The following is a 17,570-nucleotide window of genomic DNA, read 5'->3' on the forward strand; positions in this document are numbered from 1 at the left end:
AATATTTAGTCTCGACTGCGCTCGACTTGACAACAGTTTTGTTATCTTTTTATTTATCAAGACAACAACGTTGATTGCAGATTTCAGAATGCCATCACATTCTAAAATTATAATTTATGCCTTATTTTTAATCTTATTTTCAATTAGATCATAGAAACTTTGAAATGAATCTATGCCTGCAAAATCAGCTTCGACTAATTTAACACCAAAATTAGATTCAATAGAAACAACCAAATCTACATAGTCTAAACTATCCAACCCTAAAGTGTTTTTCAAATTTGCATCTGACTGAATATCATCACCATCCACCTCAAATTCATCAATTAAAAAATCATTAATCTTCTCTATGATTACTTCTTTGTTCATTACTTTTATTATACTTTTTAACTACTAATGCGGAATTCGTACCTCCAAAACCGAAGGAATTCGACAAAAATATGTCAATTTTTTTATTTAAAGTGGTTTTCACCAAATTTAATTTTGCGGCATCTTCGTCTGGTGTTTCCAAATTAATGTTTGGCGCAATGAAATCGTTTTGCATCATCAAAATGGAATAAATAACCTCGCTGGCACCAGCCATCCAGCATTCGTGCCCCGTCATGGACTTTGTAGAACTCACATAAGGATTACTCTCTCCAAAGACATTATAAATAGCTTTTGCTTCATTCCCGTCTCCTACAGGTGTGGAAGTAGCATGTGCGTTAATGTAATCTACATCGCTTGGTTTTATTCCGGCTTCGTCTAATGCTCTTTGCATAGCTGTAGATGGCCCTTCCACATTTGGCGTAGAAATATGTCCTCCATTAGATGAAAATCCATAACCCACAATTTCTGCCAAAATAGGCGCTCCTCTTTTTACAGCCGATTCATAAGATTCCAAAATCAGAGTGGCACCGCCACCGCTTGGAATTAAACCGTCACGACTGCTGTCAAAAGGTCTTGAAGCCTTGGCTGGTTCCTCTTCTCTTGGAGAAAAAACACCCAAACCGTCAAAACTACACATCGCATATTTATTAATTTCTTGTGATCCACCACAGATAATCACATCCTGAAAACCGCTTTTGATTAAAAAATAGGCCAATCCTATAGAATGTGATCCACTGGCACATGCCGCACTAACCGTTAAATTAATCCCCCTAATTTTAAAAATAGTAGAGAGATTCATCGTAACCGTTGAATTCATCGATTTGAAAATAGCACCCGAACCAATTAAAGCAGTGTCTTTTTTCTCTCTGATAATATCTGTCGCTTCAATAATCGCTTTGGATACACTATCATTTCCATACATTATTCCTACTTCATTCTCATCAAAAAAAGCTTCATCAATGTTGGCGTTTTTTAGAGCCTCAATCGTTGCCATGTAAGCATATTCGGTTTCTTCACCAAGACTTATTCTTTGTCTTCGGGTCAAAAGACTTTTTAAATCCGGTTTAGGAACCATCCCAGTCAAAGCGGATTGAAAACCAAATTCTTTTCGCTCGGGATCAAACACAATACCCGATTTTCCCTGATATAATGAATCTTTTACTTCGTCTAACGATCTTCCGATGCAGGAATAAATTCCCATTCCTGTGATGACAACTCTTTTATTCATTTTCTATTCTATTATTTATGAATAAATTCCACCATTTATATTTATGATTTCGCCGGTAATATAACTTGATTTCTTAGAAACTAAAAAGCTAACCAAATCAGCCACTTCTTCGGCTTCGCCAAAACGATTCACCGGAATCATTTTTACCAATTCCTTTTCATCAAGATGGCTCGTCATATTTGTTTTTATAAAACCAGGAGCCACAGCATTGACAGTGATATTTCTTTTGGCAACTTCTTGTGCCAAAGCCTTTGTAGCTGCAATCACCGCTCCTTTTGCCGCCGAATAATTCGTTTGTCCCGCAGTTCCTTTTACACCTGAAAGAGAAACAATATTTACGATTCGGCCATATTTATTTCGCAACATTTTTTGCATGAAAAAATTAGTCACATTAAAAAAACCATTCAAACTGGTGTTGATAACGCTTGACCAATCTTCCTGACTCATCCACATGAATAAACCGTCTTTGGTAATTCCTGCGTTATTTATAATAGCTTCTACAATTGCTTCCGGATTTGCCTCTTGCCATTGCGTCAATACTGATTGCACTTCATCATAATTGGCAACATCAAATTTTAGAATTTCTCCCGTACCTCCATTTGCAATTACTTGTTCTAATGTATTTTCGGCCTCTTCTTTATTGGAATAATAATTAATCAAAATATGATAGCTGCTGTCTTGTGACAATTTTTCACAAATAGCACTACCAATTCCTCTAGAACCTCCTGTTACCAATGCACATTTCATATTCTTATTTTAGATTGTGGATTTTAGATTTCTGAATTAATTATTAATCAAATAATCTTTTACTTTTTGTACAAAAGGATACATTACCTGATCTTGTTCGAATCTAGGAATAATGACGCGAATATCATCATATATTTTTCTGGTCACAGATGAAATTCGGTCTTTTTGTTCCAAATAATCAATTGCCTGAACAATCGTTATTATTTCGATAGCCAAAACCTCAAATGCATTTTCAATAACTTTTGATGCAATTACGGCCGCGTTTGTCCCCATACTTACAATATCCTGATTGTCATTATTGTTAGGAATACTGTGAACATACATAGGATTCGACAACATCTGATTTTCGGCAGTTGTAGAAGTTGCTGTAAACTGAACTCCCTGCATCCCGAAATTGAAACCTAAAGTCCCCAAATTCACAAATGGAGGAAAAATCTCGTTTATTTTTGAATTTAATAAATAATTTAACTGACGCTCAGCAAGCATCGTTAATTTGGTAACTGCAATTTTCAATTTATCCATTTCCAGCGAAATGTAATCCCCGTGAAAATTACCGCCATGATACACATGCTGATTTTTCACGTCTATAATTGGATTGTCATTTGCCGAATTAAATTCTTCTTCCAAAATAGAAGCCACATTACTTATAGTTTCCAAAATTGGCCCTAAAATTTGAGGAACACAACGCAAAGAATAATATTCCTGAACTTTTTCTTTGAAAACTTCTTCTGTATTTTCTCCCGAATATAAATGGTCTTCTCTTTTTCTGATTAAAGTACTGTCCGCAAGATTTGCACGCATTCGTGAAGCAACTTCACGTTGTCCTTTATGGCGCTTGGTATTATTTAATTCTTCTGAGAAATGGTCGTCATACGCTTGCACCATTTCATTGATAGCACCAGAAAATTTAATCGACCAATCCAGTAATTTCTTAGCATGATACACATTGACAACCCCAATTCCGGTCATCACAGACGTTCCGTTCATCAAAGCCAATCCTTCTCTGATTTCAACTTGAATAGGTTCCAATTTTTCAATAGCGAAAACCTCCTGAGTTGGTCTTCTTTCTCCTTTATAAAAAACCTCACCTTCACCGATAAGAACCAAAGCCAAATGTGCCAATTGCACTAAATCACCACTAGCTCCTACTCCCCCATGTTCAAAAATCAAAGGAGTAATATCTCTATTAATCAGTTCTTTCATCAATTGGATTACTGACGAATGAACTCCCGAATTACCTAACGAAAGTGTATTTAACCTAGCCAAAATTGCCGCTTTAACACAAGTTGCATTCAACGGTTTTCCTGTACCGGAAGCATGGCTTCGTATTAAATTATACTGCAATTGTATGCGGTCTTCGTCTTTAATACGATATTGAGCCATTGGCCCAAATCCAGTATTCACACCGTAAATAATTTTGTTAACTGAGAATTCTTTTAGAAAATCAAAACTTTCATTAACTCTATCTAAAACAACTTGGCTGATATTTATCTTATCATTATTAAAGATTACAGATTCAAACTCTTCTAGGCTTAAAAACTCCTTTATAGCATTCATTCAATTTGTATTATTTTTTCAATTAAATATATTAAAATTTAATTTTTATTTAAGATATAATGTGGTTAATTTGAATAAACAAATGTAGCATAATATCGCTAAAATTAGTAAACCTATATTTTTTTTGTTTGCCAAATCAAAAAAACAAATAGAATACTCACAATAACAAACACTTACAACGCTGCATTAAATATTAAAAAAAAGAATGAAAGATTTTGGTTCTGACAAAAAAAATGTTGTCCAAGCGAATTTAGATGCCCAGAAAATTGCTTTTGCCCCAATTATGTTCCAAGCAGCAAAATCACTCCGGAATTTGGGTATTTTAGAATACTTATTTAACAATGACAAAGCAAGCATAGAAACCATTGCAACCGAATTAAATTTATCTGTCTATGGTGTAAAAGTTTTGCTCGAAGCAGGTTTAAGCCTTGAAATGGTTTATTTGAAAGACAATGAATTCATACTGACAAAAACCGGGTACTTTATATTAAGGGACAAAATGACCAATGTAAATATGGATTTCACCCAAGATGTAAATTATCTCGCGATGAACCGTCTGGAAGAATCTATAGTCAATGGAAAACCGGAAGGATTGAAAGAACTGGGGAATTGGGACACCGTTTATGTTGGTTTATCCGAATTGCCTGAAAAAATCAAAAAAAGCTGGTTCGACTTTGACCACTTCTATTCCGATTATACTTTTCCCGAAATTATGCCTATTTTATTCAGCAATAAACCAAGATCCTTTTTGGACGTTGGCGGCAATACCGGAAAATTTTCTTTGCAATGTGCCAAATACGACCCAACGGTAAAAATCACCATTTTGGATTTACCGGGACAAACCGAAGTAGCAAGAAAAAATATTCGGGAAGCTGGTTTTCAAGACCGAATTTCAACTATAGACGCCAATTTACTGGACAATTCGATCCCACTACCAAAAGGTTTTGATATTATCTGGATGAGCCAGTTTATTGATTGTTTTTCATTGGAAGAAATAGAAACAATTCTTAAAAAAACTCATGAAGCCATGACAGCAGATGCGAGTTTCTACATTTTGGAAACATTTTGGGACCTGCAAAAATTCCAAGCATCAACATACAGTTTGCATGCAACATCGCTATATTTTACAGCAGTTGCCAATGGAAATAGCCAAATGTTCCATTCGAAAGACATCATAAAAATAATTGAAAAAGCAGGATTTGTAATTGATGAAATGCATGAAATGATTGGAATGAGTCATACCTTGATAAAATGTAAAAAAAGAGCATTACAACTTAATAATTCTTTAAATTAGTAACACGGTAAATCACAACAAACCGCGAACAAAATTTTAATTGCGATAAATATAATGACACAAGAATTCGTAGATGTTTTAATTATTGGAGCAGGGCCCTCCGGATGCGTATCTGCTTCTTATCTTCATAAAAAAGGAGTCAAAATTAAGGTAGTAGAAAAAACAAAATTTCCTAGAATAGTTGTGGGAGAAAGCCTTATTCCTAGGGTTATGGATCATTTTGCCGAAGCAGAATTATTCGAATGCCTGGATGCTATGAACTTTGAAAAAAAACTGGGTGCACGATTCATACGAGGGGAAGAAATCTGTGTTTTTGATTTCAGTAATAAATTTTCCGAAGGCTGGGATTGGACCTGGCAAGTTCCCCGAGCCGATTTTGACAATACTATGGCTCAGGAAGTCGTTCGAAAAGGCATTGATTTAGAATTTGAATCGGAAGTGGTTTCGGTGACTTTTGAAGGAAAAAATTCAACTACCGTTGTCAAAGACAAGGAAGGGAATTTAAAAGAAATTCACGCCAAATTCATCATTGATTCCAGCGGTTATGGTAGAGTATTGCCTCGCCTTTTGGACTTGGATACACCTTCTAAACTTGACCCGCATTCCTCTATTTTCACACATGTTGTAGATGTTAACCGTCCTGAAGGAGTGGAAGGGACAATGATTTCATTTGATATACTTGAAACCGAAGTTTGGTTATGGGTTATTCCTTTTTCAAACGGGAACACCAGTCTTGGCGTTGTGGGACCAACAGATTTCATCAATTCGCTTTCTACCGATAAAGATAATGCCGAAGCATTGAAAAACGCCATTCAGCTTTCCGACTATTATATCAAGCGATTTAAAGGAGTTGACTTCTTGTTTGAACCTATCAAATTAGAAAATTATTCCCGATCTGTTAAAAAAATGTACGGAGATGGTTTTGCCCTTACCGGAAACAGTTCCGAGTTTTTGGATCCCGTATTCTCTTCGGGTGTTGCATTTGCTACCGAATCAGGTATGCTTGCCGCTAAATTATACCTTAAAGAATCACAGGGAATTCCCGTAGATTGGGAATCTGAATTTACCGAATACATGAAAAGAGGAATTGCCGTTTTTACCACTTACGTAAAAGAATGGTACACCGGAAACCTGCAAACCTTATTTTTTCATCAACCTGAAAACCCCGATGTAAAAAGAAAAATATGTGCTGTACTCGCAGGTTATGTGTGGGATGAAGAAAATCCATTTGTAAAAAAACATGATAATCTCATCAAGAATATGGCTCATTTACTTCAAATGGAAAATCCACAAAAGAATCCTGGTTTATAGACCGGGATTTTTTTATCTAAATTTAAAAACAACTTCTTTCAATTATTTCAATCAAAAAGGCATTGGTTATTAAATAGTTAAATATTTAAAATTTACAAAAAACTCAGATTTTTTCCTATCTTTATAATTCAGAAATAACCTTCTTAAACAACGCCACTATGAACAAGAAATTATTGATTACCGCGGTTCTGTTAGGAACCATTTCATTTGCCAACGCACAAAGTGTAGGTGACATTACAAAAGCAGCGAGTTCCGCATCAACTGCAGCCAGCGCAGCATCGACTGCTGCAAAATCGTTTAACGTAGCAACTATATCGAACCAGGTTATGGGACTATTGGGACCCAAATTAAAATTAACAGATGCTCAAAAACCTGCAGTAACCGCATTGGTGAACGAAACGCTGAACAAAAAGAAAAATCTTTTGCCGACTATGACCACCGACAAAGCAGGATATACTTCCAAAATAACTGTCAACAGGGAATCTTTCATTGCCAAAATGAAAAAAACAGTCAGCCCGGAACAATTCACAGCACTTACCAGCTTATTACCAAAATCGGCTGCGGCTGTGGCTTCTCCGCTAGTGCAAATGCTGTATTAAGACCCCAAAAAACAATTAGTTAATTTTCAAAGGCAAAATAGAATTCTATTTTGCCTTTTTATTTTTGTAATATCCTTTTCCAAAGTGAACCAGCTTCTTATAAAACTAAAACATGAAAACAACTCCCGAACACGATGCCAAAATAGCAAAATTGATTTTTGCATCGGTATATCCGCACTACGTCAAAAAAGTGGAAACCAAAGGCAGGACAAAAGAAGAGCTCCATCAAATAATAGAATGGCTGACTGGTTTTGACGACAAAAAGCTCCAAGAACTCATTGACGAAAAAGTAACTTTTGAAACCTTCTTTGAAAGAGCCAATTTGAATCCCAATGCCCAACTGATTACCGGCGTAATCTGTGGTTATCGCATTGAAGAAATTGAAAATCCCTTAACCAAACAAACACGTTATTTAGACAAACTGATTGACGAATTGGCTAAAGGAAAAAAGATGGAAAAGATTTTGAGAACAGCTTAAATTTGATAATTTATAAGAAAAAAGAAATATATTTGATTTCAATATAATGTGAAACAAATCTTCGCTAATCTACCCAAAAATGAATGTATTGACGAAGGTTTGTTTCGAATATTAACGAGTTATGGGCAAGTGTAAGGAAACCGTTCATAATAGACTTTTCTCTAATTAATTTAAATTTTGCATTAAAAAAAAGTGAACGAAAAATATCAATATAGATTGACTAAACTTCAAAAAACAGAAATTGCTCAAAACCTGATTGATATTTTGGAAAAAGATGCAATTATTATTGAACAAGCTAAAAGATTTATTGGCGACTGGATTTATACAGGTCCATGCGAAAAAAGGAAAGCATTTTTTGACGTGTGGGACATTGTATTAAAAAACTATATGCCAAAGACTAGACCTATTTTGTTTCGAGCTTGTAACAGAATAAGTAAAAATGGAAAAATAGCAAGTTTTACAGGAAGACTAGAATGTGCCAGAAAATTTAATGACAATAAAGGCTCTTTAATCATTTGTGACACTAAAGAAGCACTTGCTTTTGAAGATACTTTTTATAAGTCTGGAGACTACAGACATACATTTTATCCTCTTGTAGATGTTTTATTAAAAGCTAAAAACTCTGATGGGTGGGGATTTTCTGAAAGACTTCTAAATGACTATATTGGAGAAGATGAATATATTATGAGAATAGATTTAGGAAATATGCATAGTTTTAAATGGGCTAAAAACAATTTGTGAAAATCAAAAAAACACCTGCCCATAACCGCCAGTAAGCGCAATTTGGGTTTTGGTTCTTATTTAAAGTTGGTTTTGTATTTGCAAAATTGCCAATAACTGAAAACAATTATCTTTGAATCCCAAACCCGCTGTAACACCAGAACGAAATATGCTAATTTTGTAGCTATTTGACCAATAATTAAATTTTCTCAAAACTCATAAAAATGCAGGTAGACAATTTATTAAAACAGGTAAGTTTCATAAAAGAGATAGACAATAAGACCTCAAACAAGAATAACATACAGTTGGAATGAAAAAAATTTTGGCCATAAACGGCAGTGCAAGCGATAATTCTTCAAATCAAAAACTTATTGAGATTTTTGCTGATATGACTAAAGACTATTTCAGTCTGAAAGTTTTTGATGACTTAAAATCACTTCCGCATTTTAATCCCGAACTTTCAACAGACAATACACCAGAAGCAATTTTAAAATTTAGGCAGGAGATTGAAATGGCTGACGGAATCCTAATCTGCACTCTTGAGTATGTTTTCAGTATTCCAAGTGGTCTGAAAAATGCAATCGAATGGTGCGTTTCAACAACTGTTTTTTCCGAAAAACCAACAGCAATTATCACAGCTTCTGCAAGTGGTGAGAAAGGACACGAAGAATTGCAACTAATAATGAAAACTCTTATGGCTAAATTCACACCAGAAACAACACTTTTAATTCAGGGAATAAAAGGAAAAATAGACGCGCAAGGACTTTTAGACACCTCAACAAAAAAAGACTTGGCAAATTTTACTGATGCGTTTAAAAAACTAATTGAATACGATCGTCTTTAAAGCATAGAAATCTCAACAAAAACTAAAACTCACTTTATTCGATCACAATGAATTAAAAAAACATTGTATATTTGCCAACACAAAATTTAAGTAAACGCAAAATGTAAAAAATAATTTCTTTCAGACATATCAATAGAACAACCGCAAAATGGTTGTCGTATGTTTAATCTTCAAGAAAGAAATTATGCTTATTTTACAAAACATTTCATATACCCATCCCAACAAGGATTTACTGTTCAGCGACATAAACCTTTCAGTAAACCATCACGAAAAAACAGCATTAATTGGTAACAACGGATCAGGAAAATCAACGTTGTTAAAAATTATTGCAAACGAACTGCAACCATTAAACGGACAGTATAGCACTGACTCCAATCCCTATTATATTCCACAAATCTTCGGGCAATACAATCATCTGACGATTGCTCAGGCATTGAAAATTGAACACAAACTCAATGCTCTACAAGAAATTTTAAACGGTAACGTAACCGAAGAAAATTACGCTTTGCTGGATGATGACTGGACGATCGAAGACCGCTGTAATGAAGCTTTGCAATATTGGCAACTGGATAATTTGGACTTGTCTCAAAAAATGAAATCGTTGAGTGGCGGTCAAAAAACAAAAGTCTTTCTTGCTGGCATTTCCATCCATCAACCTGAATTGGTTTTATTGGATGAGCCAAGCAACCATTTGGACGTTTCGGGCAGGCAACTCTTGTATGACTTTATTCAATCAACAAAAATCACGTTGATTGTTGTAAGCCACGACCGGAAATTACTGAACCTTCTGAACACCGTTTATGAATTAACAAAAAACGGAATTAAAATTTATGGTGGCAACTACGAATTCTATAAAGAACAAAAGCAAATTGAAAACAATGCTTTGAGTCAAGACATTCAAAGCAAAGAAAAAGCTTTGCGAAAAGCCAAAGAAAAAGAAAGGGAAACACTGGAACGACAACAAAAATTAGACAGTCGCGGAAAAGGAAAACAACTAAAAGCTGGTGTCCCAAAAATTATGCTGAACACTTTACGGAACAGTGCCGAAAACAGTACCTCAAAACTCAAAAGTATTCATGCCGAAAAAATTGGCGGTATTTCACAGGAATTACATGACCTTCGTTCTTCATTACCCGATATTGACAAAATGAAATTCGGTTTTGACAATTCTTCGCTGCATAAAGGGAAAATTTTATTTACGGCTACAGACGTCAATTTTAGCTATGATCATAATTTTCTTTGGAAAAAAGATTTAAACTTTCAAATTATCAGTGGCGAACGCATTGCATTGAAAGGTACAAACGGATCGGGGAAAACAAGCTTGATAAAACTTATTTTAGGCAAATTTGAACCACAAAAAGGTATCATTTACAGAGCCGACAGTAAAACCGTTTACATTGATCAAGACTATTCGCTTATTGACAACCAATTAAAAATTTATGAGCAGGCCCAGCAATTCAACACTTTGGCATTACAAGAACATGAAATCAAAATCAGGTTAAACCGCTTTTTATTTAGTAGAGAAGATTGGGACAAACCTAGTAGCGTATTGAGCGGTGGGGAAAGAATGCGTTTAATTCTTTGCTGTCTGACCATTAACAGCAAATCACCTGATATCATTATATTTGATGAACCCACAAATAACTTGGATATTCAAAATATCGAGATATTGACAACCGCCATAAATGAATATCATGGTACACTGATCGTGGTATCCCACGATGAAGCATTTCTGGAGCAAATAAACATTCAACGAACAATCGAACTTTGACATAAAAACATCTTTTATTTGTAGCCAAAATCTAATATATTTACATTGAAATTAGTTTTAAATCAAACATTTATGGAAACACATTCATTAAGAGAAGAAATAGTCGAAATAATCAACAAGCTGTTTGTATTTGCTGATGATCAGGAATGGTCAAAGCTACAAAAGGATGTATTTACTGAAAATGTAGACTTTGATATGAGTTCGCTCGGGGGCGAAAAGAAAGAACTGACTTCCAAAGCAATTTGTGAACTTTGGGAAAATGGTTTTAAAGGTATTGACTCCGTGAATCATTTAGCCGGAAATTATATAGTAACAATTGAAGGTCCAACTGCCACAGTCTTTGCTTATGCAACGGCAACTCACTACAAAAAATCAGCGACTAATGGAACAACGAGAGAATTTGTTGGAACTTATGATATTGGACTCACAAAAGAAAACTCCGGCTGGCGAATCAATAAATTTAAATATAACCTGAAATATGCAACAGGGAATTTAGATTTGACTTAAAGACTTAGTCCAACATAAACCAATTCCAACAACTCCAAAAACCGTAGCCCTATGAACTTTTTTCAAAACAAAACAAGCTGGTCAAACACCGAATTTATTCCGTTTAAACTTTGTGTTGCCTCGTTCTATCTTTTTGTTGGATCTTATTTTCACGATTTTTTTGAGAACTATTACACTCCCGTCCTTGTTATTTTTGGAATCACAGTGATTTGGACAATGACACTTTGGATCAAAAAAATGAAAGAAAGCAACAAAAAACAATCATAAATATTTGTTTTTCAATTATTTAAAAAACAAATCAATTGCAAAATTTCATAACTTTATAGGAGTAAAATTATTTGTTTAACTTCTAATTTTTGTACTCATGTATATCGTTCGAGAAATTTTTTATCTGCAATTTGGCCGTTATAAAGATGCCAAAGCTTTGATTGATGAGGCCACTACAAATGGATTAATGCCACAAACTGCCGGAAACAGGGTTTTAACCGACTTTACCGGAGAAAGTTACCGATTGATTTTTGAATCCTCTTATGCCGCACTTGCGGATTTTGAAACAGAACTTGCCAAAGACATGGGTACTGCAGACTGGAAACAGTGGTACGAAAAATTCAAAGTCTTGGTTCGCCACTCCGAAAGAGAAATCCTCAAACAAATCTCCTGATTACTCAAGGATAATTAATAATTTAAATGCCACAAATTACACACCCGAGCGATAGCGAACGGACAAAGTAAATTAGCACTAATTAATTTGTGTAAATTTGTGTAATCTGTGGCAAAAAAAAAACGTACCAATCCGTTTAATCCGCGTCATCCTCGTGCCATTCATATTGGCATTGACATTGATATTTAGTCGTTTTCTGCCAAATACTCCGGGTCAAACTCCATCGTATCGACCACTTCAGCCTCAACAGGTTTCGAAGCTTTCAATGCATTGAACCTTTCATATTGCTCTGCCTCCTCTTCGTCCCCACTAAAATAAGGAAACACATCCATAATCGGCGATTCCGAAATAGCAGGAATTGTATATTCTCCCATCGTATTTTTCATCACATGAACCGTGTTATCAAAAGCCTCTCTCACGTCATTCGCCTGAACCAGCAAATACATATTCGACTTTTTTTCCTTACCGCTTTCTTCGTCATAAGCCAGTAAAGAAACCTTTGATCTAAACCAACGGTCAGTATTTTCAAAAGGGTGAATCTCAGCAAAATTAGCCACTTTTATATTCGTGATTTTGAATTCCTCACTGATATAAGCCGACATCTCCTCATTGATTCTGCTTTCCGCCTCCGTATAGGACATAGCGTCAATCAAATAAGCCTCCGTTACAACCTTTTGCCCACCAGTTTCATCCGTTTTTCTATATCTAACTTTACATTCGTACCAAATTGTGCTCATCTCTATAATTTTTTAAGGATGCCAAAGATAGATTTTCAAAGAAAAATAAATCCACAATCCTTAAAATAGATATTCACAATTTCGGTTGCATTTTCATCTTTCACTTTTTGATCTCTTTTTGGAGCAAAAACATTAGGCTTTTTCGGAAACATGGTTCCCGCTTTCCGTTACAATCTCTTGCACTGAACCCCAGTACAAGAGGATTTTCACTTCAATCGGGGCTGAAAAGAAACATTTTTGCTTTCTTGTAATTATCCTTTTTAATTAACCGCAAGGGGCGCAAAGAATTACGCAACGATCGCAAAGCTTTGTGAACTTTACGGTTAAGCCTCGTGATTACTACAATTCAAAAAATTACCAATTTATTTTTCTTACCTTAGTTAGCCTTAATCGAAATAGACAATCATATAAAACGAAACATAATGGCAAATCAAATTTATCCTTGCTTGTGGTTTGACGGACAGGCCAAAGAAGCAGCAGAGCATTATTGCTCCATTTTCAAAAACTCAAAAATCACTTTCGAGAATTCGTTTGTTGTTATCTTCGAATTGAACGGAACTCGATTTATGAGTATGAATGGTGGCCCTATGTATAAATTTTCACCTGCCAATTCCTATGTCATCGATTGTGATACTCAGGAGGAAATTGATTATTACTGGGAAAAACTGGGCGAAGGCGGAGTTTATAACAAATGTGGTTGGCTTGATGACAAATTTGGTGTCAGTTGGCAAATTGTACCAAAAATTCTAGGCGAACTCATGGCTGATCCCGAAAAAGCACCACGAGTAGTTGAAGCATTTATGCAAATGACCAAATTTGACATCCAAAAGTTGCTTGATGCGTAAATTAATTTTTGAACTATTAAGATATTAAGTTTCATTAAGAAAATCCAAGTTTAATTCCCTTAATATCTCAATAATTATTTTTTTTACGGTTCTACAATTAAATAAATCTATGAAAATCCGTTTAATCTGTGTCATCCGTGGCCTATTAACTATCTTTGGAGCAAAAACTAAATAAATTCCCCTTATGGCTACATTCAGCAAACAACTCTCCTTTCGATGGTCTGATTTGGATCCTAATTTTCATTTGCGCCACAGTGCCTACTACGATTTTGGAGCACAACACCGTGTTGAAATTCTAAATCAATTGGGTTTGACATTAAAAGTGATGCAAAAGGAACACATTGGCCCAATTTTATTCCGGGAAGAATGTGTTTTCAGAAAAGAAATCAATATCTCGGACGAAATTATTATGCAAACCAAAATGGCAAAAAAGAAAGCCGATGCTTCGCGATGGTCGATTGTTCATGAGTTCTACAGAGAAGACACTTTATGCGCTGTAATTACTGTCGATGGCGCTTGGATAGACACGAAGCTTCGCAAACTGGCTTCTCCCACTCCAGAGATAGTTGTTGATGCTTTAAATATTTTTCCAAAAACAGCCGATTTTTCCGCTTTGTAAACTAAGAGCCTGTTTAAGTTTTATGTTTGGATGATGGCAAAAAAGTAATATGCTGACTTATAGCCCCGATTGAAACGAAAAGCGGGAACAATGTTTCCAAAAAGCCTAATGTCTCAGCTCCAAAAAAATAAATCAAACCAATATTAAATTATAAAAAACAACAATATGTTCACAATTGACCAAATTAAAGAAGCGCATTCCAAAGTTAAATCGGGAGCCGATTTCCCGGCTTATATTCAGGAATTAATCGCATTGGGCGTAAAAGGTTACGATACCTTTGTCAATGACGGTCACACCGAATATTTTGGAACCGACGATTACAGAGCGGTTTCCCCCGAGAAATACGCAACTATTGCCGTTGCACCTTCGGCCAATAAAGAACGCTTCATTGAATTTTTGGTGATGCATCAGGACGGACAGACGGATTACATGACTTTTTGCAATCATGCAGGACAATGTGGTATCGCGAAATGGGCAGTTGACATTATAGAAATGACCTGCACTTATTTTGACCAATCGAATGCGGCGATTCTTATTGAAAAGATCCCTAGCTAGACTATTAGCATGCCTTATTTACCCACGGATGACACGGATAAAACGGATTGTTTCGGATTTTTTTTATTGTTAACTTGTTGGTGAAATTGCTTAACCAATTCACTTTCGCTAGGGTCAAACTAAATAAAAAATGAACCACATAGAAACATAGATTAATAATTAATCGTAAAAAAAATGATAGAAAATAGAACTATTTTTCACATAGTTGATTATGTGAAAAGTAAAACGCCTATCAAATTCTTCTAAACATTAAGAAAATCTATGTTTCTATGTGGTTAAAAATAATTTCAACCAACGGGTTATCATTACTTATCTAAATTTTGTCTGCAAAATTTATTTGCCACGGATTTAAAAGATAAACGCAGATTTTTATAATTCTAGGTTTATAAAACACAAAAAGGTGACCCATTTTCAGGTCACCTTTTAACATTTTATAGGATAACAAGATTATCGGTGTAAATCCGTTCAATCCGTGTCATCCGTGGACCATCGCTTACGCTAAGTCGAAGCGGTCCAAGTTCATCACTTTAGTCCAGGCAGCCACAAAGTCATTTATAAACTGATCCTGTGAATCTGAACATCCATAAACCTCGGCAAGAGCGCGAAGTTCTGAATTTGAACCGAAGATTAAATCTACACGAGTTCCCGTCCATTTAACTGTTCCTGTTTTGCGATCACGTCCTTCAAACACTTCCTCCGAATCTGAAGAGGCTTTCCAAGTCGTACCAAAATCCAATAAGTTCACAAAGAAATCATTTGTCAATGTTTCAGGTTTGTTAGTAAACACTCCATGTTTGGAGCCATCAAAATTCGTATTAAGAACACGCAAACCGCCAACCAAAACTGTCAATTCGGGAGCGGTAAGCGTCAACAATTGCGCTTTGTCTATTAACATTTCCTCTGCCGAAATCGTGAATTGGGTTTTCATATAGTTACGGAAACCGTCGGCTTCCGGTTCAAGAACAGCAAATGATTCCACATCGGTATGGTTTTGCGAAGCATCGGTTCTTCCTGCCGAGAAAGGAACAATTACTTTTTTACCCGCTTGTTCAGCCGCTTTTTCAATTCCGACACCTCCGGCAAGAACGATTAAATCAGCCAACGAAACCTGTTTTCCGTCAGACTGTGCGCTGTTGAACGCTGATTGGATTCCGCCTAATGTTTCGAGTACTTTTTCCAATTGCGGAGGGTTGTTTACTTTCCAATTCTTTTGCGGAGCAAGACGAATACGCGCTCCATTGGCACCTCCCCTTTTGTCAGAACCCCGGAATGTTGATGCCGAAGCCCATGCAGTTGACACCAATTGAGATACCGATAATCCCGATGCAGCAATTTTAGCTTTTAAAGCATCAACATCATTAGCATCAATCAATTTATGAGTTACAGCAGGAACAGGGTCTTGCCAAATAAGTACTTCTTTGGGAACTTCAGGGCCAAGATAACGTGCAATTGGCCCCATGTCACGGTGCGTTAGTTTGAACCAAGCACGGGCAAATGCATCTGCAAATGTCTCAGGGTTTTCATAAAAACGTCTTGAAATTGCCTCATAAACCGGGTCAAATCTCAAAGACAAATCGGTTGTAAGCATAAACGGTGCGTGGCTTTTTGATGGATTATGGGCATCCGGAACGGTACCGGCTCCCGCACCGTTTTTCGGTCTCCATTGGTTCGCTCCTGCGGGGCTTTTGTACAATTCCCATTCAAAACCAAAAAGATTTTCGAAATAATTATTACTCCATTTTGCAGGTGTAGTTGTCCAAGCTCCCTCAAGACCGCTACTGATGGTATATTCCCCATTTCCTGTACCAAAAGAGTTTTTCCAACCAAGACCTTGCTCTTCAATCCCCGCTGCTGCAGGCTCTGCACCTACATATTGGTTGGGATCAGCGGCACCGTGAGTTTTCCCAAAAGTATGACCTCCGGCGATAAGCGCAACTGTTTCTTCATCATTCATGGCCATTCGACCAAAAGTCTCACGGATATCTTTAGCGGCGGCAATCGGGTCAGGGTTTCCGTTTGGACCTTCTGGATTTACATAAATCAATCCCATTTGAACGGCGGCCAACGGATTTTCCAATTCGCGGTCTCCACTATAGCGTTTGTCATCCAACCATTTCCCTTCATTACCCCAATATATATCTTCATTTGGTTCCCAAACGTCAGCGCGACCTCCTCCAAAACCAAAAGTCTTGAAACCCATTGATTCAAGTGCACAATTTCCGGCAAGGATCATCAGATCAGCCCAAGAAATTTTCTTGCCATATTTCTGTTTGATTGGCCACAACAGCAAACGAGCTTTATCCAAATTCACATTATCAGGCCAACTGTTTAATGGAGCAAACCGTTGTGTTCCTGCTCCGCCGCCGCCGCGCCCATCAGCAATTCGGTAGGTTCCTGCGCTGTGCCACGCCATTCGGATGAAGAAAGGTCCATAATGACCGTAATCGGCAGGCCACCATTCTTGTGAATCAGTCATTAAATCAAAAAGATCTTTTTTAACCGCATTTAGGTCAAGACTCTTAAAAGCCTCTGCATAATTAAAATCCTCTCCCATCGGATTGGACAGCGATGAGTGCTGACGAAGAACATTTAATTTCAACTGATTTGGCCACCAGTCTGTGTTTCTCGTGCCCGATCCGACACTTTGTTTTGGGTTCCCACCTGAAAACGGACATTTTCCGTTAGAATTGTGATTATTCATATTTTCCATAATGTGATGATTTTTAAAAAC

19 protein-coding genes are annotated in these 17,570 nt (G+C 36.3%); 13 read left to right on the forward strand and 6 right to left on the reverse strand.

Features of this window, described 5'->3' with window-relative positions; genetic code table 11:
* Nucleotides 1–114: 114 nt before the first annotated feature.
* The 4 genes from OZP12_RS15990 to flxA are packed head-to-tail and all read right to left on the reverse strand — an operon-like array spanning nt 115 to nt 3,898.
* Complete coding sequence (locus tag OZP12_RS15990) at nt 115–366, reverse strand: acyl carrier protein (protein ID WP_281226036.1); 252 nt, start codon at nt 364–366, stop codon at nt 115–117.
* Nucleotides 335–1,594 (reverse strand): beta-ketoacyl-[acyl-carrier-protein] synthase family protein, encoded by a 1,260-nt coding sequence (locus OZP12_RS15995; RefSeq protein WP_281226037.1) that lies wholly within the window; start codon nt 1,592–1,594, stop codon nt 335–337. Before OZP12_RS15995 ends, OZP12_RS15990 begins: the two co-directional genes overlap by 32 nt.
* Before the next feature lie 15 nt (nt 1,595–1,609).
* Nucleotides 1,610–2,341 carry a flexirubin biosynthesis SDR family reductase FlxB gene (gene flxB, locus OZP12_RS16000; protein WP_281226038.1) on the reverse strand — a complete coding sequence of 244 codons (732 nt, stop codon included), beginning with the start codon at nt 2,339–2,341 and terminating at the stop codon, nt 1,610–1,612.
* 36 nt (nt 2,342–2,377) lie between these two features.
* Nucleotides 2,378–3,898 carry a flexirubin biosynthesis tyrosine ammonia-lyase FlxA gene (gene flxA / locus OZP12_RS16005; protein ID WP_281226039.1) on the reverse strand — a complete coding sequence of 507 codons (1,521 nt, stop codon included), beginning with the start codon at nt 3,896–3,898 and terminating at the stop codon, nt 2,378–2,380.
* 205 nt (nt 3,899–4,103) lie between these two features.
* Between flxA and OZP12_RS16010 the strand changes: the two genes are divergently transcribed.
* The 10 genes from OZP12_RS16010 to OZP12_RS16055 all read left to right on the forward strand — a co-directional run bounded on the left by OZP12_RS16010 (nt 4,104) and on the right by OZP12_RS16055 (nt 12,083).
* On the forward strand, nt 4,104–5,192 hold the full coding sequence (locus OZP12_RS16010) for a class I SAM-dependent methyltransferase (RefSeq protein WP_281226040.1): 1,089 nt from the start codon (nt 4,104–4,106) through the stop codon (nt 5,190–5,192).
* Nucleotides 5,193–5,246: 54 nt separating this feature from the next.
* Nucleotides 5,247–6,503 carry an NAD(P)/FAD-dependent oxidoreductase gene (locus OZP12_RS16015; protein ID WP_281226041.1) on the forward strand — a complete coding sequence of 419 codons (1,257 nt, stop codon included), beginning with the start codon at nt 5,247–5,249 and terminating at the stop codon, nt 6,501–6,503.
* A 158-nt stretch (nt 6,504–6,661) separates the two neighbouring features.
* The gene (locus tag OZP12_RS16020; protein WP_281226042.1) at nt 6,662–7,102 is read left to right on the forward strand and encodes a hypothetical protein; all 441 of its coding nucleotides are present in this window, start codon (nt 6,662–6,664) and stop codon (nt 7,100–7,102) included.
* A gap of 112 nt (nt 7,103–7,214) precedes the next feature.
* Entirely contained in the window at nt 7,215–7,580 is a 366-nt protein-coding gene (locus OZP12_RS16025) for a DUF2200 domain-containing protein (RefSeq protein WP_281226043.1), read from the forward strand.
* A 192-nt stretch (nt 7,581–7,772) separates the two neighbouring features.
* Nucleotides 7,773–8,321 carry a hypothetical protein gene (locus OZP12_RS16030; protein ID WP_281226044.1) on the forward strand — a complete coding sequence of 183 codons (549 nt, stop codon included), beginning with the start codon at nt 7,773–7,775 and terminating at the stop codon, nt 8,319–8,321.
* A gap of 289 nt (nt 8,322–8,610) precedes the next feature.
* Entirely contained in the window at nt 8,611–9,144 is a 534-nt protein-coding gene (locus tag OZP12_RS16035; RefSeq protein ID WP_281226045.1) for an NADPH-dependent FMN reductase, read from the forward strand.
* A 184-nt stretch (nt 9,145–9,328) separates the two neighbouring features.
* Nucleotides 9,329–10,915 (forward strand): ABC-F family ATP-binding cassette domain-containing protein, encoded by a 1,587-nt coding sequence (locus OZP12_RS16040; protein ID WP_281226046.1) that lies wholly within the window; start codon nt 9,329–9,331, stop codon nt 10,913–10,915.
* A 72-nt stretch (nt 10,916–10,987) separates the two neighbouring features.
* Entirely contained in the window at nt 10,988–11,422 is a 435-nt protein-coding gene (locus tag OZP12_RS16045) for a nuclear transport factor 2 family protein (RefSeq protein WP_281226047.1), read from the forward strand.
* 51 nt (nt 11,423–11,473) lie between these two features.
* Nucleotides 11,474–11,689 (forward strand): hypothetical protein, encoded by a 216-nt coding sequence (locus tag OZP12_RS16050; protein ID WP_281226048.1) that lies wholly within the window; start codon nt 11,474–11,476, stop codon nt 11,687–11,689.
* 97 nt (nt 11,690–11,786) lie between these two features.
* A complete protein-coding gene (locus tag OZP12_RS16055; protein WP_281226049.1) occupies nt 11,787–12,083 on the forward strand; it encodes a hypothetical protein in 297 nt (98 codons plus the stop codon).
* Nucleotides 12,084–12,268: 185 nt separating this feature from the next.
* Here the strand turns inward: OZP12_RS16055 and OZP12_RS16060 are convergent, their stop codons facing one another.
* Complete coding sequence (locus OZP12_RS16060; RefSeq protein WP_281226050.1) at nt 12,269–12,820, reverse strand: DUF4494 domain-containing protein; 552 nt, start codon at nt 12,818–12,820, stop codon at nt 12,269–12,271.
* Nucleotides 12,821–13,242: 422 nt separating this feature from the next.
* Here OZP12_RS16060 and OZP12_RS16065 point away from each other — a divergent pair, with 422 nt between their 5' ends.
* The 3 genes from OZP12_RS16065 (at nt 13,243) to OZP12_RS16075 (ending at nt 14,839) form a co-directional block, all read left to right on the forward strand.
* Nucleotides 13,243–13,665, forward strand: coding sequence for a VOC family protein (locus OZP12_RS16065; RefSeq protein ID WP_281226051.1), 423 nt, complete (start codon nt 13,243–13,245; stop codon nt 13,663–13,665).
* A gap of 184 nt (nt 13,666–13,849) precedes the next feature.
* Nucleotides 13,850–14,284, forward strand: a complete 435-nt coding sequence (locus tag OZP12_RS16070; RefSeq protein ID WP_281226052.1) for an acyl-CoA thioesterase — start codon at nt 13,850–13,852, stop codon at nt 14,282–14,284.
* A gap of 165 nt (nt 14,285–14,449) precedes the next feature.
* Nucleotides 14,450–14,839, forward strand: a complete 390-nt coding sequence (locus OZP12_RS16075) for a DUF1398 domain-containing protein (RefSeq protein ID WP_281226053.1) — start codon at nt 14,450–14,452, stop codon at nt 14,837–14,839.
* Between the two features lie 493 nt (nt 14,840–15,332).
* On the opposite strand, the gene katG is transcribed toward OZP12_RS16075, so the two are convergent.
* A complete protein-coding gene (katG, locus tag OZP12_RS16080) occupies nt 15,333–17,549 on the reverse strand; it encodes a catalase/peroxidase HPI (RefSeq protein WP_281226054.1) in 2,217 nt (738 codons plus the stop codon).
* Nucleotides 17,550–17,570: the final 21 nt, after the last annotated feature.

The organism is Flavobacterium aquiphilum (assembly GCF_027111335.1).
GTDB classification, from domain to species: domain Bacteria; phylum Bacteroidota; class Bacteroidia; order Flavobacteriales; family Flavobacteriaceae; genus Flavobacterium; species Flavobacterium aquiphilum.